Source organism: Kitasatospora sp. NPDC053057, from assembly GCF_044546945.1.
Taxonomy (GTDB): Bacteria; Actinomycetota; Actinomycetes; order Streptomycetales; family Streptomycetaceae; genus Kitasatospora.
On sequence record NZ_JBITZP010000019.1, the window covers coordinates 28,201 to 51,922 of the forward strand.

23 protein-coding genes, 1 pseudogene and 1 riboswitch are annotated in these 23,722 nt (G+C 73.5%); of the genes and pseudogenes, 13 read left to right on the plus strand and 11 right to left on the minus strand.

Annotated features, from left to right (window positions below):
* Positions 1 to 69: 69 nt before the first annotated feature.
* Positions 70 to 1,380 carry a glycosyltransferase family 4 protein gene (locus ACIG5E_RS20840; protein WP_396535344.1) on the minus strand — a complete coding sequence of 437 codons (1,311 nt, stop codon included), beginning with the start codon at positions 1,378 to 1,380 and terminating at the stop codon, positions 70 to 72.
* 282 nt (positions 1,381 to 1,662) lie between these two features.
* On the opposite strand from ACIG5E_RS20840, the gene ACIG5E_RS20845 reads away from it, so the two are divergent.
* The 7 genes from ACIG5E_RS20845 to ACIG5E_RS20875 all read left to right on the plus strand — a co-directional run bounded on the left by ACIG5E_RS20845 (position 1,663) and on the right by ACIG5E_RS20875 (position 11,057).
* Complete coding sequence (locus tag ACIG5E_RS20845) at positions 1,663 to 2,262, plus strand: TetR family transcriptional regulator (protein ID WP_396535346.1); 600 nt, start codon at positions 1,663 to 1,665, stop codon at positions 2,260 to 2,262.
* A gap of 102 nt (positions 2,263 to 2,364) precedes the next feature.
* Positions 2,365 to 2,438: riboswitch (cobalamin riboswitch) on the plus strand.
* Between the two features lie 106 nt (positions 2,439 to 2,544).
* On the plus strand, positions 2,545 to 3,804 hold the full coding sequence (locus ACIG5E_RS20850) for a prenyltransferase/squalene oxidase repeat-containing protein (RefSeq protein ID WP_396535348.1): 1,260 nt from the start codon (positions 2,545 to 2,547) through the stop codon (positions 3,802 to 3,804).
* Entirely contained in the window at positions 3,804 to 4,490 is a 687-nt protein-coding gene (locus tag ACIG5E_RS20855; protein WP_396535350.1) for an SCO2322 family protein, read from the plus strand. Before ACIG5E_RS20850 ends, ACIG5E_RS20855 begins: the two co-directional genes overlap by 1 nt.
* 19 nt (positions 4,491 to 4,509) lie before the next feature.
* The gene (locus tag ACIG5E_RS20860; RefSeq protein WP_396535352.1) at positions 4,510 to 5,616 is read left to right on the plus strand and encodes an energy-coupling factor transporter transmembrane component T; all 1,107 of its coding nucleotides are present in this window, start codon (positions 4,510 to 4,512) and stop codon (positions 5,614 to 5,616) included.
* Positions 5,613 to 7,214 (plus strand): ABC transporter ATP-binding protein, encoded by a 1,602-nt coding sequence (locus tag ACIG5E_RS20865; protein ID WP_396535354.1) that lies wholly within the window; start codon positions 5,613 to 5,615, stop codon positions 7,212 to 7,214. Before ACIG5E_RS20860 ends, ACIG5E_RS20865 begins: the two co-directional genes overlap by 4 nt.
* The gene (locus tag ACIG5E_RS20870) at positions 7,211 to 8,050 is read left to right on the plus strand and encodes an ECF transporter S component (protein ID WP_396535356.1); all 840 of its coding nucleotides are present in this window, start codon (positions 7,211 to 7,213) and stop codon (positions 8,048 to 8,050) included. Before ACIG5E_RS20865 ends, ACIG5E_RS20870 begins: the two co-directional genes overlap by 4 nt.
* A gap of 154 nt (positions 8,051 to 8,204) precedes the next feature.
* Positions 8,205 to 11,057, plus strand: a complete 2,853-nt coding sequence (locus ACIG5E_RS20875; protein WP_396535358.1) for a glycoside hydrolase family 3 C-terminal domain-containing protein — start codon at positions 8,205 to 8,207, stop codon at positions 11,055 to 11,057.
* A gap of 13 nt (positions 11,058 to 11,070) precedes the next feature.
* Here the strand turns inward: ACIG5E_RS20875 and ACIG5E_RS20880 are convergent, their stop codons facing one another.
* Positions 11,071 to 11,361 carry a hypothetical protein gene (locus tag ACIG5E_RS20880; RefSeq protein ID WP_396535360.1) on the minus strand — a complete coding sequence of 97 codons (291 nt, stop codon included), beginning with the start codon at positions 11,359 to 11,361 and terminating at the stop codon, positions 11,071 to 11,073.
* Positions 11,362 to 11,495: 134 nt separating this feature from the next.
* On the opposite strand from ACIG5E_RS20880, the gene ACIG5E_RS20885 reads away from it, so the two are divergent.
* Together ACIG5E_RS20885 and ACIG5E_RS20890 are read left to right on the plus strand one after the other, a co-directional pair.
* The gene (locus ACIG5E_RS20885; RefSeq protein WP_396535362.1) at positions 11,496 to 12,344 is read left to right on the plus strand and encodes a hypothetical protein; all 849 of its coding nucleotides are present in this window, start codon (positions 11,496 to 11,498) and stop codon (positions 12,342 to 12,344) included.
* A gap of 25 nt (positions 12,345 to 12,369) precedes the next feature.
* The gene (locus tag ACIG5E_RS20890; RefSeq protein WP_396535364.1) at positions 12,370 to 13,083 is read left to right on the plus strand and encodes a creatininase family protein; all 714 of its coding nucleotides are present in this window, start codon (positions 12,370 to 12,372) and stop codon (positions 13,081 to 13,083) included.
* A 61-nt stretch (positions 13,084 to 13,144) separates the two neighbouring features.
* On the opposite strand, the gene ACIG5E_RS20895 is transcribed toward ACIG5E_RS20890, so the two are convergent.
* Positions 13,145 to 13,471: an antibiotic biosynthesis monooxygenase family protein gene (locus ACIG5E_RS20895; protein WP_396535366.1), complete on the minus strand. Its 327-nt coding sequence runs from the start codon at positions 13,469 to 13,471 to the stop codon at positions 13,145 to 13,147.
* A 134-nt stretch (positions 13,472 to 13,605) separates the two neighbouring features.
* Complete coding sequence (locus ACIG5E_RS20900) at positions 13,606 to 13,728, minus strand: hypothetical protein (RefSeq protein WP_396535368.1); 123 nt, start codon at positions 13,726 to 13,728, stop codon at positions 13,606 to 13,608.
* A gap of 185 nt (positions 13,729 to 13,913) precedes the next feature.
* Between ACIG5E_RS20900 and ACIG5E_RS20905 the strand changes: the two genes are divergently transcribed.
* Positions 13,914 to 14,189 (plus strand): hypothetical protein, encoded by a 276-nt coding sequence (locus tag ACIG5E_RS20905; RefSeq protein WP_396535370.1) that lies wholly within the window; start codon positions 13,914 to 13,916, stop codon positions 14,187 to 14,189.
* Between the two features lie 344 nt (positions 14,190 to 14,533).
* Positions 14,534 to 15,232, plus strand: a complete 699-nt coding sequence (locus ACIG5E_RS20910; protein WP_396535372.1) for a DUF1062 domain-containing protein — start codon at positions 14,534 to 14,536, stop codon at positions 15,230 to 15,232.
* Between the two features lie 15 nt (positions 15,233 to 15,247).
* Here the strand turns inward: ACIG5E_RS20910 and ACIG5E_RS20915 are convergent, their stop codons facing one another.
* The 3 genes and pseudogenes from ACIG5E_RS20915 to ACIG5E_RS20925 all read right to left on the minus strand — a co-directional run bounded on the left by ACIG5E_RS20915 (position 15,248) and on the right by ACIG5E_RS20925 (position 16,373).
* Positions 15,248 to 15,715, minus strand: coding sequence for an IS5 family transposase (locus ACIG5E_RS20915; RefSeq protein WP_396535566.1), 468 nt, complete (start codon positions 15,713 to 15,715; stop codon positions 15,248 to 15,250).
* 22 nt (positions 15,716 to 15,737) lie between these two features.
* Positions 15,738 to 15,869 (minus strand): annotated as a pseudogene (locus tag ACIG5E_RS20920) (antibiotic biosynthesis monooxygenase family protein); the annotation flags it as partial.
* Positions 15,870 to 15,962: 93 nt separating this feature from the next.
* A complete protein-coding gene (locus ACIG5E_RS20925; RefSeq protein ID WP_396535374.1) occupies positions 15,963 to 16,373 on the minus strand; it encodes a cupin domain-containing protein in 411 nt (136 codons plus the stop codon).
* 47 nt (positions 16,374 to 16,420) lie between these two features.
* On the opposite strand from ACIG5E_RS20925, the gene ACIG5E_RS20930 reads away from it, so the two are divergent.
* Positions 16,421 to 16,912, plus strand: a complete 492-nt coding sequence (locus tag ACIG5E_RS20930; RefSeq protein ID WP_396535376.1) for a MarR family winged helix-turn-helix transcriptional regulator — start codon at positions 16,421 to 16,423, stop codon at positions 16,910 to 16,912.
* 8 nt (positions 16,913 to 16,920) lie between these two features.
* On the opposite strand, the gene ACIG5E_RS20935 is transcribed toward ACIG5E_RS20930, so the two are convergent.
* The gene (locus tag ACIG5E_RS20935) at positions 16,921 to 18,996 is read right to left on the minus strand and encodes an MFS transporter (protein WP_396535378.1); all 2,076 of its coding nucleotides are present in this window, start codon (positions 18,994 to 18,996) and stop codon (positions 16,921 to 16,923) included.
* 286 nt (positions 18,997 to 19,282) lie between these two features.
* On the opposite strand from ACIG5E_RS20935, the gene ACIG5E_RS20940 reads away from it, so the two are divergent.
* Positions 19,283 to 20,350: a peptidoglycan-binding protein gene (locus ACIG5E_RS20940; RefSeq protein ID WP_396535380.1), complete on the plus strand. Its 1,068-nt coding sequence runs from the start codon at positions 19,283 to 19,285 to the stop codon at positions 20,348 to 20,350.
* Between the two features lie 27 nt (positions 20,351 to 20,377).
* On the opposite strand, the gene ACIG5E_RS20945 is transcribed toward ACIG5E_RS20940, so the two are convergent.
* The 3 genes from ACIG5E_RS20945 to ACIG5E_RS20955 form a co-directional block, all read right to left on the minus strand.
* Positions 20,378 to 20,962 (minus strand): TMEM165/GDT1 family protein, encoded by a 585-nt coding sequence (locus tag ACIG5E_RS20945; protein ID WP_396535382.1) that lies wholly within the window; start codon positions 20,960 to 20,962, stop codon positions 20,378 to 20,380.
* A gap of 205 nt (positions 20,963 to 21,167) precedes the next feature.
* Positions 21,168 to 21,971, minus strand: a complete 804-nt coding sequence (locus ACIG5E_RS20950; protein WP_396535384.1) for an ABC transporter permease — start codon at positions 21,969 to 21,971, stop codon at positions 21,168 to 21,170.
* Positions 21,950 to 23,578, minus strand: a complete 1,629-nt coding sequence (locus tag ACIG5E_RS20955) for a dolichyl-phosphate-mannose--protein mannosyltransferase (protein ID WP_396535386.1) — start codon at positions 23,576 to 23,578, stop codon at positions 21,950 to 21,952. The genes ACIG5E_RS20950 and ACIG5E_RS20955 overlap by 22 nt, the downstream gene beginning before the upstream one ends.
* Between the last annotated feature and the right edge of the window lie 144 nt (positions 23,579 to 23,722).

Below are 23,722 nucleotides of genomic sequence, written 5' to 3' on the forward strand. Positions count from 1 at the left end.
AAAGCTTCGTCAGGCCACGCGCAGGTCGCCGGGCCGAAGCGGTGAGGCTCGACCACCCGGCCGCCCGGCTCAGGGCACGTACCGCCAGCCCGGCCCGGAGCGGGCCCGGGCGCCGACGCCGGTGGCGATCGCCGCCCGGTACGCGTCCGCGGTCAGCTCGGCGGCCCGCTCCCAGGTGAACCGGGCCAGCACCCGCTGCCGGCCGGCCGCGCCGAGCTCGGCGCGCAGCCGCGGGTCGTCCAGCAGCCGGCCGAGCGCGGCGGCCAGCGCGTCCGCCTCCCCCGGCGGCACGGCCAGGCAGGTCTCGCCGTCCGGCCCGGCCACTTCGGGGATCGCCCCGCCGGTGGTCGCGACCAGCGGGGTGCCGGTGGCCATCGCCTCGGCGGCGGGCAGCGAGAAGCCCTCGTACAGCGACGGGACGCAGGCCACCTCGGCCGAGCGGTACAGGTCGACCAGCTCCTGGTCGGTCAGGCCGGTGCGGAACTCGATGTGCTCCGCCAGCCCGAAGCGGCGCACCGCCTCGGCCACCGGCCCGTCGTCCTTTTGCGGCTTGCCGACCACCACCAGGTGGGCGTCCCGCTCGGTGCGGACCTTGGCCAGCGCCTCGACCAGGAAGACCAGCCCCTTGAGCGGCACGTCCGCGCTGGAGGTGGTGACGATCCGGCCGGGGACCCGTGCGACCCCCTCGGAGGGCGACCAGAGCCGGGTGTCGGCGCCGATCGGCACCACCGAGACCGCGCCGGGGGCGGCGCCCAGGTGCTCGGCGATCTCACGCTGCGAGGTGCCGGAGACGGTGATCACGTGGTCCAGCCGGGCCGCGACCCGGCGCTGCATCCGGGTGAAGGCGTACCAGCGGCGCAGCGACAGCCGCTTCACCCTCGTGGTGGCCGCGTCCAGCTCCAACTGCCGGTCCACGGTGATCGGGTGATGGATCGTGGTGACCAGCGGAAAGCCGTGCCGGGCCAGGCCCAGCAGGCCGTAGCCGAGGGTCTGGTTGTCGTGCACCACGTCGTAGCGGCCCTTGTGCCGGGCCAGGTACTGACGGGCGCGCAGCGAGAAGGTGAGCGGCTCGGGGAAGCCGCCGGTGCGCATGGTGGCGAACTCCAGCACGTCCACCGGCCCGCGGAACTCACCCCGGGCGGGCGTGCGGAAGGGGTCCTCGGCGCGGTAGAGGTCCAGGCTGGGGAGCTCGACCAGGCGCACCGTTCCGGGGCCCTCGACCTCGTCCAGCACGGGGTAGGGCTGGGCTCCGATCACGTCCACGTGGTGGCCGAGCCTGGCCAGCTCACGGGAGAGGTGCCGTACGTACACGCCCTGACCGCCGCAGAACGGGTCCCCGCGGTATGACAGCAGGGCAATCCGCAGCGGCTGCGCGGTCATCCTCGGCCCTCATCTCTGGCTGCTATCGGTGCGAGCGGCCCCAATGGTGGCGCCGGTCGCTAAAGTAGATCAGGTTTCAGTGGCTGTGGAACTCGTCATCGACCGTGTGAACAATGAGAGACCTCGAAGATACCGGCCCGTAGCTTTCGCTCAGGAGCCAGGGCTGGTGATTCCCGCCACGCCTGCCCCGACCGACCGCAGGTCGCCTTCGGGCCGACCTTTCTGGAGCACGCCGCCACCCACGCGCCCCCGGGAGCACACTTGCCGTCGCCGACCACGTCCGTGAGCCCCTCCGCCACGCCCCCGGCCGAGCCGCCGCTGTCCGCGCGCCAGGCCGAACGGCGCCGCCGGATCCTGCGGGCCGCCACCGCGCTGGCCGCCCGCGGCGGGTACGAGGCGGTGCAGATGCGGGAGGTCGCGGAGAGCGCGCAGGTCGCCCTCGGAACGCTGTACCGGTACTTCCCGTCCAAGGTCCACCTGCTGGTCGCGGTCATGCTGGAGCAGCTGCAGGAGCTCCAGGAGCACATCCGGCGGCACCCGCCGACCGACCGGGAACCGGCGCCCAGGGTCGCCGACACCCTCACCCGGGCCTTCCACGCGCTCCAGCGCGAACCGCTGCTGGCCGAGGCGATGGTCCGCGCGATGTGCTTCGCGGACCGCTCGGTCGGCGCCGAGGTGGACCTGGTCAGCGCCGCCACCGGACAGCTCATCCTGGACGCGATCGGCCAGTCAGGACCGCCCAGCGACAGCCAGCGCGCGGCCGTCCGGGTGATCGAGCACACCTGGCACTCGGCCCTGGTCGCCTGGCTCTCCGGCCGCGCCTCGATCGCCGAGGTCCGGGCCGACCTGCACACCGCCGCGCGGCTGCTGGCCCTGCCGTGAGGGCCTGATTACTGGAACCTGTTCCTGCTCCGGCCGGGCCGCGGGCCACGGCCCGGCGGTTAGAGTCGACGGGCAGCACAACTCCATCCCGCTCCTCCCCCGGGGGAAGCCGGTGCGAATCCGGCGCTGACCCGCAACCGTGAGCCCGACCGCGCGCCGGGCGAGCCGGAGCACCCGGGGAGGGACGAGCGGCGAGCCGGACGCCCGCGTCCGGCACCCGTCGAGGACTACGGAACGGCCCCGCCCGGGCCCCCACCGCTCACCGAAAGGCACACCCGCACCATGCTGACCGCCGCCCGCCTGGGCGCCGCCGCCCTGTCCGCCGCGCTGCTCGCCGGCGTCGCCGCCGGACCGGCCCTCGCCGACAGTCCGTCGCCCACCGCCGTCGCCGTCCCGGACGGCCTGTACGGCAAGAGCGACCCGACCTACGACGGCGTCTGGCGGCAGTCCCTCGCGCTCACCGCGCTGACGGCGGCCAAGGTCACCCCGGCCGACTCCGCGGTGGACTGGCTCACCGGGCAGCAGTGCGAGGACGGCGGCTGGCCCTCCTACCGGGCCGCCGGCGCGGCCTGCGACGCCAAGACCGAGGACAGCAACGCCACCGCCGTCGCCATCCAGGCCCTGGTCGCCCTCGGCGGGCACCAGCCGGCCGTCGACAAGGGCGTGCAGTGGCTCAAGGCCAACCAGAACGCCGACGGCAGCTGGCCCTACAACCCCGGCAACCCGGGCGACGCCAACTCCACCGGGCTCGCCGTCAACGCGCTGTTCGCCGCCCGCACCGACCCGGCCGGCGTCGCCAAGCCCGGCAACGGCGGCGCGGCCGGCAAGAACGCCTTCGACGGTCTCGCCCGCTTCCAGCTCGGCTGCACCGCCCCCGTCGACCAGCGCGGCGCCTTCGCCTACCAGCCCGACCCGGCCGCCGGCACCCTCGCCCCCAACACCCTGGCCAGCGCCCAGGCCGCCCTCGCCGCCGCCGGCGGGCACCTGCCGGTCGCCACCTCGGTGCACGCCGACGCGACCCCCAAGGCCCTCGCCTGCGCCGACGGCTCCGCGCCCGCCACCATCCCGCACGCCGAGTCCGGCGAGGCCGTCGCCACCTACCTCACCGCCCAGCTCACGGCCGGCGGCGAACACCTCACCCTCACCACCCCCGGCGCCGACCCCAAGCCCGACTACACCGCCACCGCCTGGGCCGCCCTCGCCCTCGTCCAGAGCGGCCACCCCGAGCAGGCCACCGACGCCGTGGACTGGCTGGAAGGGCAGGGCACCACCTGGACCAAGAACGGCACCGACGCCGCCGCCACCGCCAGCCTCCTGCTGGTCGCCCAGGCCGCCCACCGCTCCACCGCCGACCTCACCGGCCGGCTCACCGCCCTCGGCCCCACCCCCAAGGCCAACGCCGCCATCTCGGCGGACGCCACCCCGGCGAAGAAGAAGAGCGACGGCATGGGCCAGTTCTGGCTGATCATCGTCGGCCTCCTCATCGGCATCGGCGGCGGCCTCCTCCTCAGCCTCCAGCGCAAGCGCAACCCGAACCTCTGATGCGTTTCGCCCCTGACACCCGGACGGGCCGGGCCCTGGGCGCCGTCCTCCTGCCCCTGCTCGGGGTGCTGGTGCTGCTGGTCTCCGCCGCGTCGCCCGCACAGGCGGCCGGGTACCGGTACTGGTCGTTCTGGCGCGGGGGCGACGGCGGGGCGTGGGCGTACCAGCGGCAGGGGCCCGCGATCGCCGTGCCGCCGGACGGCGCGGTGGACGGGTGGCGGTTCGCCGTCAGCCCGGACGGCGGGCAGGAGGCCGCGAAACCGCGGACGGCGACCCGCTTCGACGAGGTCTGTGCGGCCACGCCCGCCCAGGACGGCCACAAGCGGGTGGCCGTCGTGCTGGACTTCGGGACGGCCGAGGACGGCGGGGCGTCCAACGCGCAGCCGCCCGGGCAGCGGACGGCCTGCGCCAGCGTCGCGCCGCGGGCCACCTCGGCCGAGGTGCTGGCCGCCGTCGCCCCGCCGCTGCGCTACGACTCCAACGGCCTGCTGTGCGCCATCGCCGGCTACCCGAAGGCGGGTTGCGGCGACCAGGTGGACGCGGCCGGCGGGTCCGCCGAGGCCGCCAAAACCGCCGAGCCCGCCGGCCACGGCAGCGGCCCGGACCTCGGCCTGGTCGCCGGCGGTGCGCTGGTGGCCGTCCTCGCCGGGGGCGCCGTCTGGCAGGCCCGCCGCCGCCACTCCTAACCCTCCCCAGGACAGATCCGTGAGCAGCCCCTCCCGTAGCACCCGACCGCCCACCGGCCCGCGCCAACTGCACCCCGGGGCTTGGTGGTTGTGGGCGCTCGGGCTGGGTGCGGCGGCGACCCGCACCACCAATCCGGTGATCCTGCTGCTGCTCGCCGCGACCGCTGGCTACGTGGTCGCCGCGCGCCGCGGCGATGCGCCGTGGTCGCGGTCGTACGGGGCGTTCCTGCGGCTCGGCCTGCTGGTGCTCGGCATCCGGCTGGTCTTCGCGGTGCTGCTCGGCTCGCCGATCCCCGGCACCCACGTGCTGTTCACCCTGCCCGAACTCCCGCTCCCCGCCTGGGCGCAGGGGGTGCGGATCGGCGGGCGGGTCACCCTCGAAGGCCTGCTCTCGGCACTGTACGACGGGCTGCGCCTGGCCACCCTGCTGGTCTGCGTCGGCGCCGCCAACTCGCTGGCCAGCCCGGCCCGGCTGCTGCGCGCCCTGCCCGGCGCGCTCTACGAGGCGGGCGTGGCCGTGGTGGTGGCGATGACCTTCGCGCCGAACCTGGTCGCCGACGTCCGCCGGCTGCGGGCCGCCCGCCGCCTGCGGGGCCGAAACGACCGGGGCGTGGCGGCGGTGCTGAGCGTCGGACTCCCCGTTCTGGAGGGCGCGTTGGAGCGGTCGATCGCGCTGGCGGCGGCGATGGACACCCGCGGCTTCGGCCGCACCGCCGACGTCCCGCGCCGCCTCGCCCGGGTGACCGCCGCGCTGACCCTGGCCGGGCTGCTCGGGGTCTGCCTGGCCGCGTACGGGCTGCTGACCGCGGGCGGCGCCGGCTGGGCGCTGCCGGTGCTCCTGCTCGGCCTGGCCGCCGCGTTCGCCGGACTGCTGCTCGGCAACCGACGCTCCGTCAGAACGCGTTACCGCCCGGACCCTTGGGCGCTTCCCGAATGGCTGACCGCCGGTTCCGGCATCGCCGCGGCCGCCCTGGTCACCTACCTCGCGTCCCGGGATCCGGCCGCCTTCGCCCCCACCGTCGTCCCGCCGACCGTCCCCGTGCTGCCGCTGGCCGCCGTGCTGGCCGTACTCCTCGGCCTGGTACCGGCGTTCGCCGCCCCGACCCCGCCCCGGAGGGCTTCGTGATCACCTTCGAGCAGGTCTCCGTCCGGTACTCGGACGCGGCCGAGCCGGTGCTGAACAGCGTCGACCTGACCGTCCCCGAGGGTGAACTCTGCCTGCTGGTGGGCCCGTCGGGCTCAGGCAAGTCCACCCTGCTGGGCACGGTCAGCGGCCTGGTGCCGCACTTCACCGGCGGGGTGCTGCACGGCCGGGTCACCGTCGGCGGCCGGGACACCCGCGAGCACCGGCCGCGCGAACTCGCCGACCTGGTCGGCACGGTGGGACAGGACCCGATCGCGCAGTTCGTCACCGACACCGTCGAGGACGAACTCGCCTACGGCATGGAGTCCCTGGGCCTGCCGGGCGACATCATGCGGCGCCGGGTGGAGGAGACCCTCGACCTGCTCGGCCTCGCCGACCTGCGCGACCGCGCCCTCGGCTCCCTCTCCGGCGGCCAGCAGCAGCGCGTCGCGATCGGCTCGGTGCTCACCGTGCACCCGCGCGTGCTGGTCCTGGACGAGCCCACCTCGGCGCTCGACCCGGGCGCGGCCGAGGAGGTGCTGGCCGTCCTGCAGCGGCTGGTGCACGACCTCGGCACCACCGTGCTGATGGCCGAGCACCGGCTGGAGCGGGTCGTCCAGTACGCCGACCAGGTGCTGCTGCTGACCCCGGGCGCGGAACCGGTACTGGGCGAACCCGCCGAGGTGATGGCGCACTCCCCCGTGCACCCGCCGGTGGTCGGCCTCGGCCGGCTCGCGGGCTGGCGGCCGCTGCCGCTGTCCGTCCGCGACGCCCGTCGCAAGGCTTCAGGGTTGCGGGAGCGGCTCGACGGGCGGATACCCGCTCGCGCCGACCTTCCGGACGGTGCGCCGATCGCCGCCACCGACCGCCTGGCCATGCGGCGCGGCCCGGTCCAGGCCCTGCGCGGGGTCGACCTCGCGCTGCGCCCCGGCGAGATCACCGCCCTGATGGGCCGCAACGGCGCCGGCAAGTCCACCCTGCTCGGCGGCCTGGTCGGCCTGCACGCCCCCACCTCCGGCAGCGTCACCGTCGGCGGCCGCACCCCGCACCGCACCCGCCCCGCCGAACTGATCCGGCACGTCGGCCTCGTCCCCCAGGACCCGCGCGACCTGCTGTACGGCGAGACCGTCGCCGCCGAGTGCGCCGCCGCGGACACGGACGCGGGCGCTGCCGCCGGCACCTGCCGCGCCCTGGTCGAACGCCTGCTGCCCGGCATCGCCGACGCCACCCACCCCCGCGACCTCTCCGAGGGCCAGCGGCTCACCCTCGCCCTCGCCGTCGTCCTCACCGCCCGGCCCCCGCTGCTGCTCCTGGACGAGCCGACCCGCGGCCTGGACTACGCCGCCAAGGCCCGGCTGGTGGAGATCCTGCGCTCGCTGGCCGCCGAGGGGCACGCCGTGCTGCTGGCGACCCATGACGTCGAGCTGGCCGCCGAGCTGGCGCACCGGACGCTGATCCTGGCCGAGGGCGAGATCGTCGCGGACGGGCCGACGGCGGAGGTGGTGGTCTCCTCGCCCGCCTTCGCGCCGCAGGTCGCCAAGGTGCTGGCGCCGGGGCCGTGGCTCACCGTCCAGCAGGTAGCGAAGGCGCTGAGCGCATGAGCAGCCGTCCCGTCCCGCTCGGGCGCCGGTCCGTCGCGGCGCTGTCCCTCGTCTCCCTGGTGGGCGTGGCGGCCTTCGGCTGGCCGCTGCTCGCCTCCACCAGGTCGGCCCTGGTCGGCCACTCCGCCGACGCCCCCTGGCTGTTCGCCCTGCTGCTCCCGCTGCTCCTCGCGGTCGTCATCGCGCAGATCTCCGAGGGCCGTTCAGCGGGCGGCGGTGCGCCGGGGCTGGACGCCAAGTCCGTCGCGCTGCTGGGGGTGCTGGCGGCGGCCGGTGCGGCCCTGCGCCCGCTCGGGGCGGGGACGGCGGGCCTGGAGCCGATGTTCTTCCTGATGGTGCTGTCCGGGCGGGTGCTCGGCCCGGGCTTCGGGTTCGTCCTCGGCTCGCTGTCGATGTTCGCCTCCGCGCTGCTCACGGGCGGGGTCGGGCCGTGGCTGCCGTTCCAGATGCTCGCCATGGGCTGGGTCTGCCTCGGCGCGGGCCTGCTGCCGGGCGCCGCCACGCTGCGCGGCCGCCGCGAACTGCTGCTGCTGGGGGGCTACGGGGCGGCGTCCGCCGTCCTCTACGGCACCGTCATGAACCTCCAGGGCTGGCCGTACATCGGCGGGATGGCCGGCTCGATCTCCTTCGTCCCGGGCGACCCACTGCCCGCCAACCTGGTCCGCTTCGCCGCCTACTGCCTCACCACGTCCCTGGGTTGGGACCTGCCGCGCGCCGCGCTGACCGTCGTACTGTGCCTCACCCTCGGCACGCCCGTACTGCGCGCCCTGCGCCGCACCACCCGCCGGGCGGCCTTCGACGCGCCGGTCGACTTCCGGCCGCCGCCGGCCGGGTGAAACCTTCGCGCCACACTGCGCGCGCCCCGAATGCGCCCGACACGCACTGTGCACGCCACCTGACATCCCGTGTCCGTACACCGTAAATTTGATGGATCGTCATTTCTTCAGGCCACTCGGCCAGGTACGACTCCGTCGATCGGTGGTGGTTGCCATGCGACGTCTCCCCCTGCGGATGCGGATCCTCCGGCTCGGACTCGGCGGCTGCCTGCTGGCCGCGGCCACGACCGGCAACGCCGCGGCCGCCCCGGAAGGGCCGAAGGGCGATCCGACCTCGTCGGAGCAGCGCATCGAGAGCCTGTTGGCGCAGCTCACCACCGACGAGAAGGTCACCCTGCTGCGCGGCCTGGACGCCCCCGACGGCGTGCACTCCGTCGGCTACGTCGCGGGCGTGCCCCGCCTCGGCATCCCGCCGCTGCTGCTCTCCGACGGCCCGGCCGGCGTGCGGGACGGCCGGCCGGCGACCGCCCTGCCCGCGCCCGTCGCACTGGCCGCCGCCTTCGACCCAGCGCTGGCCACCACCTACGGCGACGTGCTGGGCCGCGAGGCCCGGGCGCGCGGCTACCAGGTGCTGTACGCGCCGATGGTGAACATCGTACGAATCCCGCAGGGCGGAAGGGACTTCGAGACGCTGGGTGAGGACCCGTTCCTCGCCGGGCGGGTCGCCGCCGCCGAGGTGCGCGGCATCCAGGCGCAGCACGTCGCCGCGCAGGTCAAGCACTACGCCGCCAACAACCAGGAGGACAACCGCCAGTCGTACAGCTCGGAGGTGGACGAGCGCACCCTCGCCGAGATCGAGCTGCCCGCCTTCCGGACCGCCGTCCGGGACGGCCGGGCCTGGTCGGCGATGTGCGGCTACAACCCGGTCAACGGCATCTGGGCGTGCGAGGACTTCCCGCTGCTGCGCGACGTGCTGAAGGGCCGCTGGGGCTTCGACGGTGTGGTCGGCTCCGACTACCCGGCCACCCACTCCTCGGTCAACGCCGCGGCGGCGGGCCTGGACCAGGAGTTCGGCGGTTCGACCTACTTCGCCGACCTGCCCACCGCCGTGGCCGACGGGCGGCTCGCCCCGGCCGTGCTGAACGACCAGGTCCGGCGGGTGCTGCGGCTGATGGCGCGAACGGGGGCGCTCGACGGCGGCCAGCCGCCCGCCTCCGACCCGGCCGCCGGCGCGCGCGACGCCCGTACGGCCGCCGCCGCCGGAACGGTTCTGCTGCGCAACGAGAACTCCGCCCTGCCGCTCGACGCCACCCGGCTGAAGTCCATCGCGGTGATCGGCCCGTGGGCGGACCGCGCGTACACCGGCGGGGGCGGCTCCTCGCACGTCACCCCTTACCCGGAGCAGACGGTGACGCCCCGCCAGGGCATCGCGGCGCGGGCCGGTTCCGCCACCACGGTGCGCTACCACCCCGGCGACGACCCGAACGCGGCGGCCTCGGTGGCCACCGGGGCGGACGCCGCCGTGGTGGTGGTCGGCGACCAGGAGACCGAGGGCGCGGACCGCGGCTCGCTGGACCTCGCCCCGGCGGACGACGCGCTGATCCGGGCCGTCGCCAAGGCCAACCCGCACACCATCGTGGTGCTCAACACCGGCGGACCGGTCACCATGCCGTGGCTGGACGCGGTGCCCGCGGTGGTCGAGGCCTGGTACCCGGGCGAGCAGAGCGGCGCCGCGCTCGCCGACGTGCTGTTCGGTGACGCCGACCCGGGCGGGCGACTGCCCGTCACCTTCCCGACCTCGGCGAACGCCACCCCCGTCCAGGACCCTGCCCAGTACCCGGGCACGGACGGCACCTACCACTACACCGAGCGGCTCGGCACCGGCTACCGCTGGTACGACGCCAGCGGCACCGCCCCGCTGTTCCCCTTCGGCCACGGCCTCTCCTACGCCACCTTCGACTACGCCAACCTCACCGTGACCGGCCCGGACCCGGCCGGCCGGGTGCGGGTCGGCTTCGACCTCACCAACCGCGGCACCCGCACCGGCACCGAGGTGCCCCAGCTGTACCTGACCTTCCCGTCCGCGGCCGGCGAGCCGCCGCAGCAGCTCAAGGCCTTCGACAAGGTCACGCTGGCGCCCGGCGGTTCGACCCACGTGGAGCTGCGGCTGGACCGCTCCGCCTTCGCCGTCTGGGACCAGGACGTCCACGGCTGGGGCGTCCCCGGCGGCCGGTACGGCCTCACGGTCGGCTCCTCCTCCCGCGTGCCCCGGCTGCGCGGCACGGTGGACACCCAGGGCTCCCCCGCCGTCTCCGCCTGGTCCGGGCGGATCACCGGCTCCGACGGGTCCTGCCTGGACGCCGAGGCCGCCGCCGCCGACCCCAACCAGCCGGTGCGGACGGCGAGTTGCGCGGGCACGGCGGCCCAGGACGCCACGGTCGGCTCGGACGGCAGCATCGGGGTTCTCGGCGGCTGCCTCACCCCGTCCGGCTCCGCGGACGGGGCCGCCGTCCTGCTGCGGGACTGCCACCAGGACACCCAGGGCACCGACCAGGCGTGGCGCCTGAGCCCGGACGCCTTGCTCCTGAACCCGGCCTCCAACCGCTGCCTCACCACCGCCGAAGGCCGCCTGCTGCTGCGCGACTGCACGGGGGCCGCCGAGCAGCACTGGACCACCCCCCGCCCGAGCGGCCCGCTGACCGGAGTCGCCGGACAGTGCGTGGACATCGCCCGGGCCGCGACGGTCAACGGCACCGCCGTCCAGCTCTACCACTGCAACTCCACCGGCGCCCAGGACTGGTCCGTCCAACAGGACGGCTCGCTACGGGCCTTCGGCAAGTGCCTGGACGTCACCAACGGCTGGACCGCCGCCGGCACACCCGCCCAGCTCTACGACTGCAACGGCACCGGCGCCCAACACTGGCTGCCCCGCCCCGACGGCACCCTGCTCAACCCCGTCTCCAACCGCTGCCTGGACGCCCGGGACGGCAGCAGCGCCGACTGGACCAGACTCCAGATCTGGGACTGTCAGGCCAGCCCCAACCAGCTTTGGAAGCTGCCCAGTTGAGCCGCACGGCCGCTCAACCGGCGGCCCGGCCCCGCCACACCAGCACGGCCGACGGCGCGCAGACCACCGCCAGCGGCGGGTAGGGCGTACCGAGCAGGCCGCGCGTACGGGCCGTTCGGAATACCCGAACGGCCCGTACGCTGTCCCGCAGCACGTGCACCACGCAGCGAGAACCAGCCAGCGAGTACCCCTGTTGGTCCGGGCTGAGCGGCAGCGCGCTCAGCGTCTTCAGGAGCGCGGCCATCGCGTCCGGCAGCCTGCTGAACCGCGCGGGCGCCGTCACGCCCCGGACTTCCGTGATCACCGGGAACGGGTACGGGGAACCCGCCTCAGGCCCGGATCCTCCGCCCGCCAGGACCAGTTCCGACCCCGGCCCACCAGCGTCTCGAAGCGGCCTCACTTCCCCGACACCTCCCCCGCGCGGCGCGGGTGCCACCTGTGGACACCAACCGTCCGACCGTTCACCACGATGGTTCGGGTCACCGCCTTCAGCAGCCCCGCACCGCAGTAGAACCCGGCGGCCGCGCCCGCGATGAACTCCTCATCATCGGCGCCCGTTCCACAGAGTTCCTTGGTTGGCTGAACCAGGATCTCGGCGACTTCGGCCAGGCCCTCTACTGGTCGGACCGCGCGATGGAATGGGCACAGGAGTCCGGCAACGACGTCATGGCCGCCTACGTACTCTTCCGGAAGAGCAACCAGGCCACCGCGCAGCGCAACGCCCAGAAGGCTGTCAGCCTCGCCCGCGCCGCTCAACGGGCAACTGGCGCCACGCTGCGCATCCGTGCTCTGGCCGCTCAGCAGGAGGCCCAGGGCCACGCGCTCATGGGCAACCCGCGCTTCGCGCAGGCCAAGTTCGACGAGGCCCACGAACTCGCTGCCGAACCAGACGACTCGCACGCCGACGACGCACTTGATCTGGCGTACTGCACGCCGACCTACATCGAGATGCAGCGGACGAACTGCCTGATCGAACTCGGGGATCCGCGAACGGCCGTGGGCATGTTCGAGGCCGAGCTACAGATCTTGCCGCCGATCTACCGCAATGACCAGGGCGTGTACCTCTCACGGCTGGCGCGCGCCTACGCGGTGTCCGGCGAGCCGGAGCAGGCAGCCGCCGCGGCCGACCGGGCGCTGTCGATCGCCATCGACACCGAGTCGGCCCGGGCCATGGCCGAACTGTCCGCAGCGGGCAACGCCCTCCGTCGGTGGAGCGCCGTACCCGAAGTAGCCACGTTCACCGGCCGTTTGACCCTGATGAGCAGCGGGAGCCCTCTCGACCGCTGACGACCTGATGAGAGGGGCTGAGCCCATGGACGCACTGATCACGGCCGCCACCTCCGCAGACGAACGCCGCCGCGGCGCCAAGGTCGCCGTACTGCCGGTCGGCAGCTTCGAGCAGCACGGCAATCACCTGCCCCTGACCACCGACACCATCGTCGCCAGCCTGATCGCCCAGCGGATCGCCACCGACTACGACCTGTTCCTCCTGCCGCCCATCACGTTGTCCTGCTCCCACGAGCACGCCCACATGCCGGGCACCGTCAGAATCAGCGCCGCCACGCTCTACGCCGTGATCAACGACATCTGGAAGTCCCTCCAGGCCTCCGGCGTCCCTGGCCTACTCATCGTGAACGGCCACGGCGGCAACTACGTCCTCTCGAACGTCGTCCAGGAGGCCAACACCGAGAGCCCGCGCGTCGCCCTCTTCCCCGTCCGTGAGGACTGGCACCGCGCCCGCGAAGCCGCCGCCCTGGAGACCAGCGGCGCCGAGGACATGCACGGCGGCGAACTGGAGGTGTCGCTCCTCCTCCACGGCGCCCCGGAGCTCATCCGCGAGGGCATCGACCAGGACGACCACTCCGCCCCCGAGCGTCCGCACCTGCTCACGCTCAGCATGGCCGGCTACACGAAGAACGGCATCATCGGACAGCCTTCCCTCGGAACGGCGGCGAAGGGTCAAGCCCTCCTCGACAGCCTGTCCCGGTCAGCCGCCGAGCACCTAGCGATCATCGCGGGCAGCTGAGAAGCACTTCGGGCCCTGCCCCGCGAGGGGAAGGGCCCGAGGCGAGGAGCAGCGGAGTGACTTAGGCGTTCTTGGGACCGGCCGACTGGACGACGTCGAAGGACCAGAGGGTGGAGCCGGAGGCGGCGGGGCGCTTGGGAGCCTCGCCCTCACCGCCGTTCTGGTGGGCCGACTTCATGGGGCCCTCCATCCAGGCCTGGAAGGACTCCTCGTCGCGCCAGCGCGTGTAGACGAGGTAGTTGTCAGTGCCCTCGACCGGGCGGAGCAGCTCGAACCACTCGAAGCCGTCGGAGCTTTCGACGGCGTGCGCACGGTGGGCGAAGCGCTGCTCCAGCACCTCGCGCTGCTCGGCGGGAACGGTCAGTACGTTGATCTTGACTACGCTCATGGGGTCCATCCTGCCTCAACTAGGAGCTGTCCGGCCGATCATCCATAGGGTGCCTCGGCGGTAACTTTCCCGAAGTCGTGGGAGGGGCGGGCAGGCAAGTGGAAAGGGAGTTGCGGCATGCCGCTGTCGTGGCGCTAGCCGAGCTCGGGCGAAGTCACGACTACCGTGACCGCGCGGGTGCCGGTCGAGGTCTGGCAGGGTTCGCCGAGATGCAGGAGGCCCTTGAGCCGCTGCTGGAGCTTGTGGAACTGTCTCACGCCGAAGACCGCGTTGCCCGGGGGCCCGTCAGCTGCACGAACTCCTGACCCTCCTGCGTCAGGCAAGCGCCCGAATCGAGACCCTGGCAGAGCGTCTGGGAGTCCGACCGGGCTGGACGGGCAGTGGGCTGGAGTTCCATCACATGGGAGGTGGGGCGGCGGCTGCCCTCTTCGGTTGTGCGGAGGTGCCCGAGGTTTCCTTCATCGTCGATCTGAACCGGGAGCGCGCGTGGGCGGTGTGCTGGGCGCTGGAGGCGACGGTCTCGGTCCGCTGTGACCATGTGGTGGACTGCGGCATGCACACCATCGAGGAGATGAGCGCGTCGTTCGACACTCCGGTGGACGCGGCGCGAGGGCTGGTGGAGGCGGCGACCTGGCTGCTGGAGCGGGCCACCACCGAGCCACTGGATTCCTGGCGCGAGCGGGACGACACGCCTGGACAGCACCGGGTGTTCGGGTGACCTGGGCGCCGGCCTGCTCCCCGATCGCTGCCGGCACCTTCGCGCAGTCGTCCCGGGACCGGACGTTCTGCTCGTGATCCACCACGGGGCGGGGCTGCGCGCGACCGCTGGCCGAGGGCACAGGGAAATTCGGTTGCCGCGGGCCGCCGTCTCGATCATGATCGCCCGCATGGACTTTTGATGACTGCCACGTAGTACGTACCTGTCGCGCGATCGACCTCGGAGCCTGACGACCCGGCCCCGGGGCGATGGGTCGCGCCCCTCGTGAGCATCCGTCAGAGAGCGGGAGCCGCCGAGTGAGTTCGGCATGCCCTCCTGCTGAGTCCTGAAAGCACCCAACACACATGAATACCGACCGCAAGGCCCTGTGGGCCGTGCGTCAGTCCGCCCTGCCCACCGTCGTCCGGTCCTGCCCGGACTGTCCCGGTATGCGGCACCGCGCCTCTGGGAAGATCCGCGTCAACGGGAACGGCAAGCTGCTCGACGTCTGGCTGCTGCTGAGCTGCGCGACGTGCGACCGGACCTCGAAGGTGCCCGTCCACGAGCGCGTCCACGTCTCGACGCTGGAGCCGGCCCGGCTGGTGGCGTACGAGATCAACGACCCGGCAGTGGTACGGGAGTTGGTGATGAGCGCGTCGCTCGCGGCGAAGAACTGGTACCGGCTCGACTGGACCGGGACGTGGGAGCTGGAGACCCGGATGCCGCTGTACGCGCTCGACGACCCGAACCCGCTCTCGGTGCAGGTGCGTTTCGATCTGCCCGCGCCGGTCCGGGTGGAGCGGCTGCTCCAGCTCGGTCTCGGCCTGAGCCGGGCCGAGGTGCGCCGTCTGGTCGCGGACGGGCGGATCCGCCTGCCGTTCGCGCCGGACGCCAAGGCGCACCAGGACTTCGAACTCACCATCCACGGACCCGGTTCCGTCGATGCGGCCAAGCACGCGAAGTCCTTCGATGCGCCCGACGCCGAACGCACCGACCTGGCTCGGATCGGGCTGCCGCCCGCGCCCGACCGGGAGCTTCCATGCCGGGCCACGGCGCACGCCTAGGACTTGTCCGGTCGATCATGTGCGGAGCCAGATGACGAGGGCGGCTGCGGTGACGGTCCCGAGGTAGACGTATCCGCGTTTGTCGTATCGGGTTGCGACTGCTCTGGCGTGCTTGAGCTTGTCGATGGCCCGTTCGACCGTGTTCCGGTTCTTGTACCGCTCCAGGTCGAATGCCGGTGGCCGCCCTCCGCGCGATCCCTTGCGCAGGCGGGCGGCCTGGCTGTCGGTCTTCTCCGGGATCGTGTGCCGAATGCCGCGTCTGCGCAGGTAGTCGCGGCACGGCCCGTTGCTGTACGCCTTGTCGGCGGCCAGACTGTCGGGCTTCTTGCGGGGCCTGCCCGGCCCGATCCGCGGGACACGTAGCTTCTCCAGCACCGGCTCGAACTGCGTGCAGTCCGCCCGCTGCCCTGGTGTGATGATCAGGGACAGCGGGCGGCAGCGGCCGTCCGCACTCAGGTGGACCTTGGTGGTGACCCCCCTCAGAGGTACATCAGCGAACCTGTTGCGGGCGCAGCAGTTCGAACCACTCGAAGCCGTCGGAGTTCTCCACCGCGCCGGCCCGCGAGGCGAAGCGCTGCTCCAGCACCTCGCGCTGCTCGGCGGGCACCGTCAGTCCGTTGATCTTGACGACGGACATGCCGCTCCTCACTGATCCGCCGGGGCCCCGCGTACGGCGCGGCCGCCGGCTCGGTTGCCGCCTAGCAGTCTCCTACACCTCACGCGCCGCGGCTCAGGCGATCCACGGCGGAAGGAGGCGCTCGGCGTCGCGCGGGGCGAGGGCGCAGGCGTCGGCGGGGGTGCGGGCGTCGGGGTTGTAGGCGTGGGACGGGGAGGGGGAGGCGACGAGGGCGGTGAAGCCTTCGGCGGTGGCCAGTCGGCGGGGGACGTCGGCGGGGAGGACGAGGGTGTCGCCCGCGCCGACGGTCAGGGTCTCGCCGGCCAGGGAGACGGTGGCCGAGCCGGTGAGGAGGGTCCAGATCTGCTCGGTGTCCATGGCATGCAGCGGGCCCTGCCGGTCGGCGGGCATCTCGACCCGCCACTGGGCGAGGGCGGTCGCGCCCTGGGTGGGCGAGGCGAGGGTGGTCATGACGGCGTTCGGGGTCTCGATGCGACGGGCGTCGGCGGAGCGGATCACGGGCATGGCGGAGGAACCCCTTAAGATGGACAATGACGTTGCCTATATGGTCAATGAGGTTGTCTATTGTGTCAAGTGACCCCGCCCCGCCCGGCTTCGAGCTGCCGCTGCGCCTGCTGCTCGCCTTCCGGACGATCATCGACGAGCTGCACGAGCGCATCGCCCGCGAGGGGCACCCGGATCTGCGGCCGATGTACGGCTTCGTCTTCCAGGCGATCGGCCCGCAGGGCACCACCGCTGTCGAGCTCGGCCGTCGGCTCGGCGTCTCCAAGCAGGCGGCGGGCAAGACCGTCGATAACCTGGAGCAGCTCGGCTACGTCGAGCGCGGCAGCGACCCGGCCGACGCCCGCCGCAAGGTGGTCCGGCTCACCGACCGGGGTGTGGACTGCCTGGTGCGCTCGGCGCGGATCTTCGACGAGCTGCGCGCGGAGTGGTCGGAAACCCTCGGTGAGGAGCAGCTCCGCCGGATCGAGGACGGCCTGCGGCAGCTCGCCCCCGGGGACCCCTTCCGGCTCGACACCCCTCGTTGGTTCGGCACTCCGTAGGCAACTGCCTAGAACGACCGGCCTTCGCCGTAGTACGGCGGCTGGGGGCCGAGGGGTGGGTCGGGGCGGTCGCGCCGGCCGGCGCAGAGGGCGGTGCTGAGTCGGGTGAGGAGTTCGGCGAGGTCGTCGTACTGCTGCTCGTCCCAGTCGCCCAGCAGTTCCGCCAGCTGGGTGCGCCGGGCGTCGACCAGGCGCAGCGCGGCCTCCTCGCCGGGCTCGGTGAGGCGCAGGGGCAGGCCGCCGGTGCGGGCGGCGAGGCCCCGGCCCTCCACCTCGCGGGCGGCCGCCTCGACGACCGCGATCGGCACGATCCGCCGCTCGGCGAGTTCGGCGGGTTCCACCGAGCCGTGGTGGTGCATCTGGAGGAGCAGCCAGCTGGAGGCGGGCAGCAGGTCGAGTCCGGCGGTGGCGGTGATCCGCCGGAACAGGTCGCGCCGGGCCTCGCGGGTGCTCAGCACGGACAGGGCACGGGCGATCTCGTCCAGGGAGGACCGCTCGACCGGGTTGATCCCGATGGACTCGCTCAGGTCGGGCGCGGTCACCGTGGAGCGCAGCTTCTGCTCCCGCAGGAACAGCGACAGGACGAAGGCGACCACCGCGACGGGCACCGCGTACAGGAACACCCGGGTGATCGACTCGGCGTACGCGTGGTGGACCCCGGCCTGGGCGGCGGCGGGCAACCGGGTGATCAGCCGGGGGTCGGCGCCGATCTGCTCCGCCCGGAAGCCCGGCGGCAGCGGCTGGCCGGCCAGGGCGTCGGCGAGCCGGGAGCGCAGGCCGGCGGCGAAGATCGTGCCGAAGATGGAGACGCCGAAGGAGGCGCCGATGGAGCGGAAGAAGGTGGCGCCGGCGGTGGCCACGCCGAGGTCCTGGTAGCCGACCGAGTTCTGCACGATCAGCACCAGCACCTGCATCACCAGGCCCAGCCCGAGTCCGAAGACCAGGAAGTAGAGGCTCATCTCACCGGTGCCGCTGTGTTCGTCCAGCCGGGAGAGCAGCAGCAGTCCGATCGTGGTGACGGCCGTCCCGGCGATCGGGAAGATCCGGTAGCGGCCGGTGCGGGCGACGACCTGGCCGGAGCCGATCGACGTGAGCAGCATGCCGAGCACCATCGGCAGCATGTGGATGCCGGACATGGTGGGCGAGACCTGCTGGACGACCTGGAGGAAGGTCGGCAGGTAGGTGAGCGCGCCGAACATCGCGAACCCGACCACGAAGGAGATCACCGCGACCAGGCTGAAGGTCCGCGAGCGGAACAGCCGCAGCGGCAGGACGGGTTCGACGGCCGTCCGCTCCACCTCGACGAAGGCGAGCAGCAGCACCAGCCCGAGCACTCCGAGGCCCACGATCTGCCAGGAGCTCCAGGCCCAGGTGGTGCCGCCGAGCGAGGTCATCAGCACCAGGCAGGTGGCGACGGCGGCGATCAGCGTGGTGCCCAGGTAGTCGATCCGGTGGTCGCGCCGGACCTCCAGCCCGTGCAGCACGGCGGCGATCACCACCAGGGCGACCACGCCGATCGGCAGGTTGACGTAGAAGACCCAGCGCCAGCTGAGGTGGTCGACGAACAGGCCGCCGAGCAGCGGTCCGAGCACGCTGGTGACGCCGAAGACGGCGCCGAAGACGCCCTGGTACTTGCCACGGTCCCGGGGCGCGACGAGGTCGCCGACGATCGCCTGGGAGAGCACCATCAGGCCACCGCCCCCCAGGCCCTGGAGGGCCCGGAAGGCGATCAACTCGCCCATGTTCTGGGCGAGTCCGCAGAGCACCGAGCCGATCAGGAAGATCACGATGGAGGCCTGGAAGAACCTCTTCCGGCCGTACATGTCGCCGAGCTTGCCCCACAGCGGGGTGGCGGCGGTGGAGGCCAGCAGGTAGGCGGTGACCACCCAGGACAGGTGGTCCAGGCCGCCGAGGTCGCTGACGATGGTGGGCAGCGCGGTGGAGACGATGGTCTGATCGAGGGCGGCGAGCAGCATCGCCAGCAGCAGGGCGCCGATCGGCACCCAGAGGTTGGGGGCGGTGACCTCCGGCGGGCCGGGCTCGGGCTCCGGGCCCCGGCCGGAGGTCGGGGGAGGGTCCGTCATGGCGTCTCCGTAGCGTCGCGGGGTTGCGGGGCCGGACGACCGGACGCCCGGTGGATGATCACTCCCGGTTCCCCATGCTGGCAGATATGTCCTGGTTTGCGCCGCCCGGTTGAGCCGAACGTAAGCACCGGGCCCGTCCCGCGCCCTCCGGCGGTTTCCCCGGGGCCCAACCACCACCAACCGGCACAACACCCCCGCCGGGGGACGGACGCCCCTGTCCACCCTCCGGGACGTCCTGCATAATCAGGCCCGATCGCGAGACCCGAGAACCGAGGAGGACCGGCCGATGCCGGACCAGCACTGCCCGACGTGCGGCACCGCCCGCTCCACCGGGTGCGGCTGCCTCCCCGACCGGAGCCTCGACGAGACCGCCGTCCTCCCCCACCTGGAGGGCCCGCCGCTGGTCCGCCCGTACGTGCCCCAGGTGTCCGGGCAGGTCGTGGACGAGCCGCTGCCGGCCGCCGACCCGTTCGCGACCACCGTCCTGCCGCCGGTCCAGCCGGGCCCCCAGGGCAGACCGGGCACGCCGCCGCTCGGGCCGGACGCGGACGCCTACGCGACGACCGTCCTGCCGCCCGTCCCCGGCCCCGCGCCGGACGCGTACGCCGCCGGTGCCACCACCGTTCTCCCCACGGTCCAGCCGCATCCGCCCGTCCAGCCCGGCGCCGGGGACGACCTCGGCTACTTCCCGTTCGACAACGGGGGGCCCGAGCCCGGCTCCGCCGCCGCCGGCGGACGGGCCGCGCGACGGGCCGCCGAGCAGGCCGATCGGAGCCCGTTCGCCCGGCACAAGGGGCTGATCGCGGGCGTCGGCGCCGGCCTGCTGGCGCTGACCGTGGGCCTCGCGTACGCCGTGACGCCCTCCGCCCAGCCGACCCACCAGGCGGAGCCGGTGCCCGTCACCACGCTCGCGCCCGCCCCGGTGGACCCGCCGACCCTGGCCGCCCCGGCGACCAGTGCCCCGGCGCCGACCACCGACGCACCGAGCCCCACCCCGACCCGTTCGGCCAGACCCAGCCCGACCAGGACGCCCACCCCCACCCCGACCCGCTCTGCGACGCCGACCCCCACCCCGACGCCCACGCCGACCCCGACGCCCACCCCCACGCCGACGCCCACCCCGACGCCGCGACTGCTCCAGCTCGGGATGAGCGGGCCCGACGTCCGGGCGATGCAGCAGCAGCTGGTCAACGCCGCGTGCGGATTCGTCGACAAGTCGATCGTCACGGGCACCTTTGACGACTGGACCCGGTCGACGCTGCAGGAATACCAGCGCGAGAACCGCATCAAGGGCGAGAACGGCGTCTACGGCCCCAAGACCCAGGCCGTGCTGAGCGCCGACCCGGGCTGCTGAGCCCCGCCGCCGGCAGGGGGGTCACCGTCAGCCGGTGATCGCCCCGAAGATGCTGACCCCGGCCAGCACCACCATGATCGCCGCCGCCACCCGGATGATCAGCTTCATCGGCACGTGCTTGAGCAGCTTCTGCCCGCCCACGATGGCGATCCCGCCGACCGCGCACAGCGCCAGCCAGGAGCCGAGGCCGACGGCCAGCGGATCTGCGTACTTGGCGGCCAGGTTGGCGGTCATGATCTGGGTCAGGTCGCCGAACTCGGCGACCGCGACGACGACGAAGCTGGTCCCGGCCACCTTCCAGAAACGGTTCGAGGACGGCTCCTTGGCCGCGTGCTCGTCCTCGTCCTCGCCGCCGTGGAACAACAGCATTGCCGCGCCGACCAGGAACAGCACGCCGGTGATGCCCTCCACCCAACGGTGCGGCAGCAGCGAGAGCAGGTGCCCGGCGACCAGCGCCAGCACCACCTGGAGCAGCATGGCGGCGGCGACGCCCGCGAAGACGTAGCTCGCCCGGTACTTGGTGCCGAGCACCAGGCTGGCCAGCGCGGTCTTGTCCGGCAGCTCCGCCAGGAAGATGATGCCGAACGTCAACGCGGCAATGGTCAGACTCATCGGAGGAATCCCTCGGTCGGGCCGTCCGGCCTCCGCAGGTCCGTCAGGGGACGCTTCGGCCCGACAGCACTGGAAACGGTCACAGCACTGCGGCCGAAGGTCTCGCCGGCAGCCGCCAACCGAGCGGTGCCCCGGGCGCCGGGCCCGTGGGGGCCAGTATGTCGACGGTCCGGTGGAGGGCTACTCCCCTTCAACGCGCCCCAGCCTACCCGACGCCGCCGACCGCCCCGGCCGTCACGAGCCCCCGCCCGACCAGCTCCAGCACCACGACGATCGCGACCGACTCCACCGCGAGCAACCCGATCAGCACGAACAGCTGCACCGCCCCCGCCTGGACCGGCGAGGCGCCGCCGAGCAGCATGCCGACGAAGGCGCCGGGCAGGGTGACCAGGCCGACCGTCCGGGTCTGGTCCAGCGCCGGGACCAGCGAGGTCGCGGCCGCCGTACGGCAGATCTCCAACCGCGCGTCCCGCTCGTCGAAGCCGAGCGCCAGCGCAGCCTCCACCTCGCCGCGCCGCTGCCGCAGCTCGTCCAGGGCGCGCCGCCCGGCGAGCGAGGTGGCGGTGAGCGCGCCGCCGATCAGGATCCCGGCGACCGGGATCACCGACAGGCCCCTGGGCGGCAGCAGCCCGACACCCAGCAGCAGGGCGAGCACCGGCAGCACCCCGGCGCCGATCGGGGCGGCCGCCCAGACCCAGCCCGGGCCCGGGGTCATCCGCCGCCCGGCGGTGTGCACCGCGACGGTGAACATCAGCAGCACGAACAGCGCCGACCACCACCGCGAGCCGACCACCCAGGAGATCACCGCGGCGACGGCCGCGAGCTGGACGACCGCCCGCAGCCCGGCCCGCGCCACCGCCCGCCCGTGACCGAGCAGGCCCCACCCGGCCACCGCCACGGCGGCCAGCAGCAGCGCCGCGGTGACCACTCCGAGCGCCGGGGTGACCGGCAACAGCTGCCCGCCGGACGCCGCCGACGGCACCGGCGTCAGATCCAGCTGGTGAACCACATCCGGTCCTGCCAGGACGACATCGGGATCACCTCCGCCGTGTACAGCGGGTAGAAGAAGGCGAAGCAGCCGACGATCGCGAGCACGATCAGCCCGGCCCCGATCGCCCCGTACCGGCGGCGCTCGGGGCTGCAGCCCGCCGGGCCGAGGATCGCGCCCAGCATCTGGGCGACGGCCAGGCACAGGAACGGCACCAGCACGACCATGTAGAAGGAGAAGATCGTCCGCTCCTGGTACTGGAACCAGGGCAGGTAGATCCCGGCCACCGCGCACAGCACGGCGCCCGAGCGCCAGTCCCGGCGGAAGAACCAGCGCCACAGCAGGTAGACCAGCGCGAAGCAGGCCGCCCACCACAGGAACGGGGTGCCCAGGCCCAGGATCTGCGCCGCGCAGCCGCCGGAGGAGGTGCAGCCGCGCGTCCCGGTCGGGATCTGCTCCCAGTACATCGAGACCGGGCGGCCGTCGACCAGCCAGGCGAAGGGGTTGGACTGGTAGGTGTGCGGGGTGCTCAGGCCGGTGTTGAAGTCGTACATCTGCGAGTGGTAGTGCCACAGGCTGCGCAGCGGCGCGGGCACCCAGCTCATCGAGACCTGTGGCAGCGGGATGCCGAAGGCGTGGTCCGGGGAGAGCCCGGCGCGGCCGTCCGCCCAGTGCCGGTCGTAGCCGCCCTCGCCGTTCGCGCCGCTGGCCAGCCAGCCGCTCCAGGCCCCGACGTACACCACCAGGGCGGAGCCGACCATGGCGAGGAAGGCGGGTACGGCGTCCCGGCGCAGCATGGAGCGCCAGGGGTGGCGGGCGCCGGCGCCGCGGCGGCCGGACTGGTCCCACAGCACGGTCAGGACGCCGAAGGCGGCGAGGATCGGGGCGCCGTTCCACTTGACCGCGCAGGCCGCGCCGATGAGCACCCCGGCGGCGATCCGCCAGGGGCGCAGCCCGAGCCGCACGGTGTCGCCGTCGTCACCGGCCTCGGCGGCAAGGGCCAGCCGGGCGCGGGCGTGGTCGCGGTCGATCAGCAGGGCGCCGAAGGAGGCGAGCACGAAGAACATCTGGATGCCGTCCAGCAGACCGACCCGGCTCATCACCAACTGGAGGCCGTCGACGGACATCAGCAGGGCGGCGGCGCAGCCGACCAGCGTGGAGCCGAAGAGCCGGCGACCGATCCGGGCCAGCATCAGCACGGTGACGGTGCCGAGCAGGGCGGTCATGAACCGCCAGCCGAAGGGGTGCAGCCCGAACAGCTGCTCGCCGATCGTCATCACCCATTTGCCGAGCGGCGGGTGGGCGATGAACTCGGGCGCGGAGCTGAGCGGGATGGACTGCGGGACGGCCAGGATGTCGGTGTTGGCGTGGTCGGGCCAGGTGCCCTCGTAGCCCTGCTGGAGCAGGGACCAGGCGTCCTTGGGGTAGTACGTCTCGTCGAAGACGAAGGCGTTGGGATAGCCGAGGTGCCAGAACCGGAGCAGGCCGGCGAAGATCGCGATGCCGATCGGGCCGAGCCAGCCGGAGCGGTCGGCGGCCCAGCGCAGCAGCCCGCGCGGGGCCGGGGCCGGGTCCGGTTCGGCGGTGGCCGGGGCCGCCGGGGGGTGCGTGAGCGCCGCTTGCGTCATAGCCTGCCGATTCGCCTGTCTGCGGGGCCCGCGGGTGCTGTACCGGGCCCGGGTCTGCTGCCCGAGCCGGGGCCGGGGCGGTCAACAGCCACTGACATTATGTGGCGGTGCCCGGGAAGCCAAGCGCAACGGGCGCCGACCAGG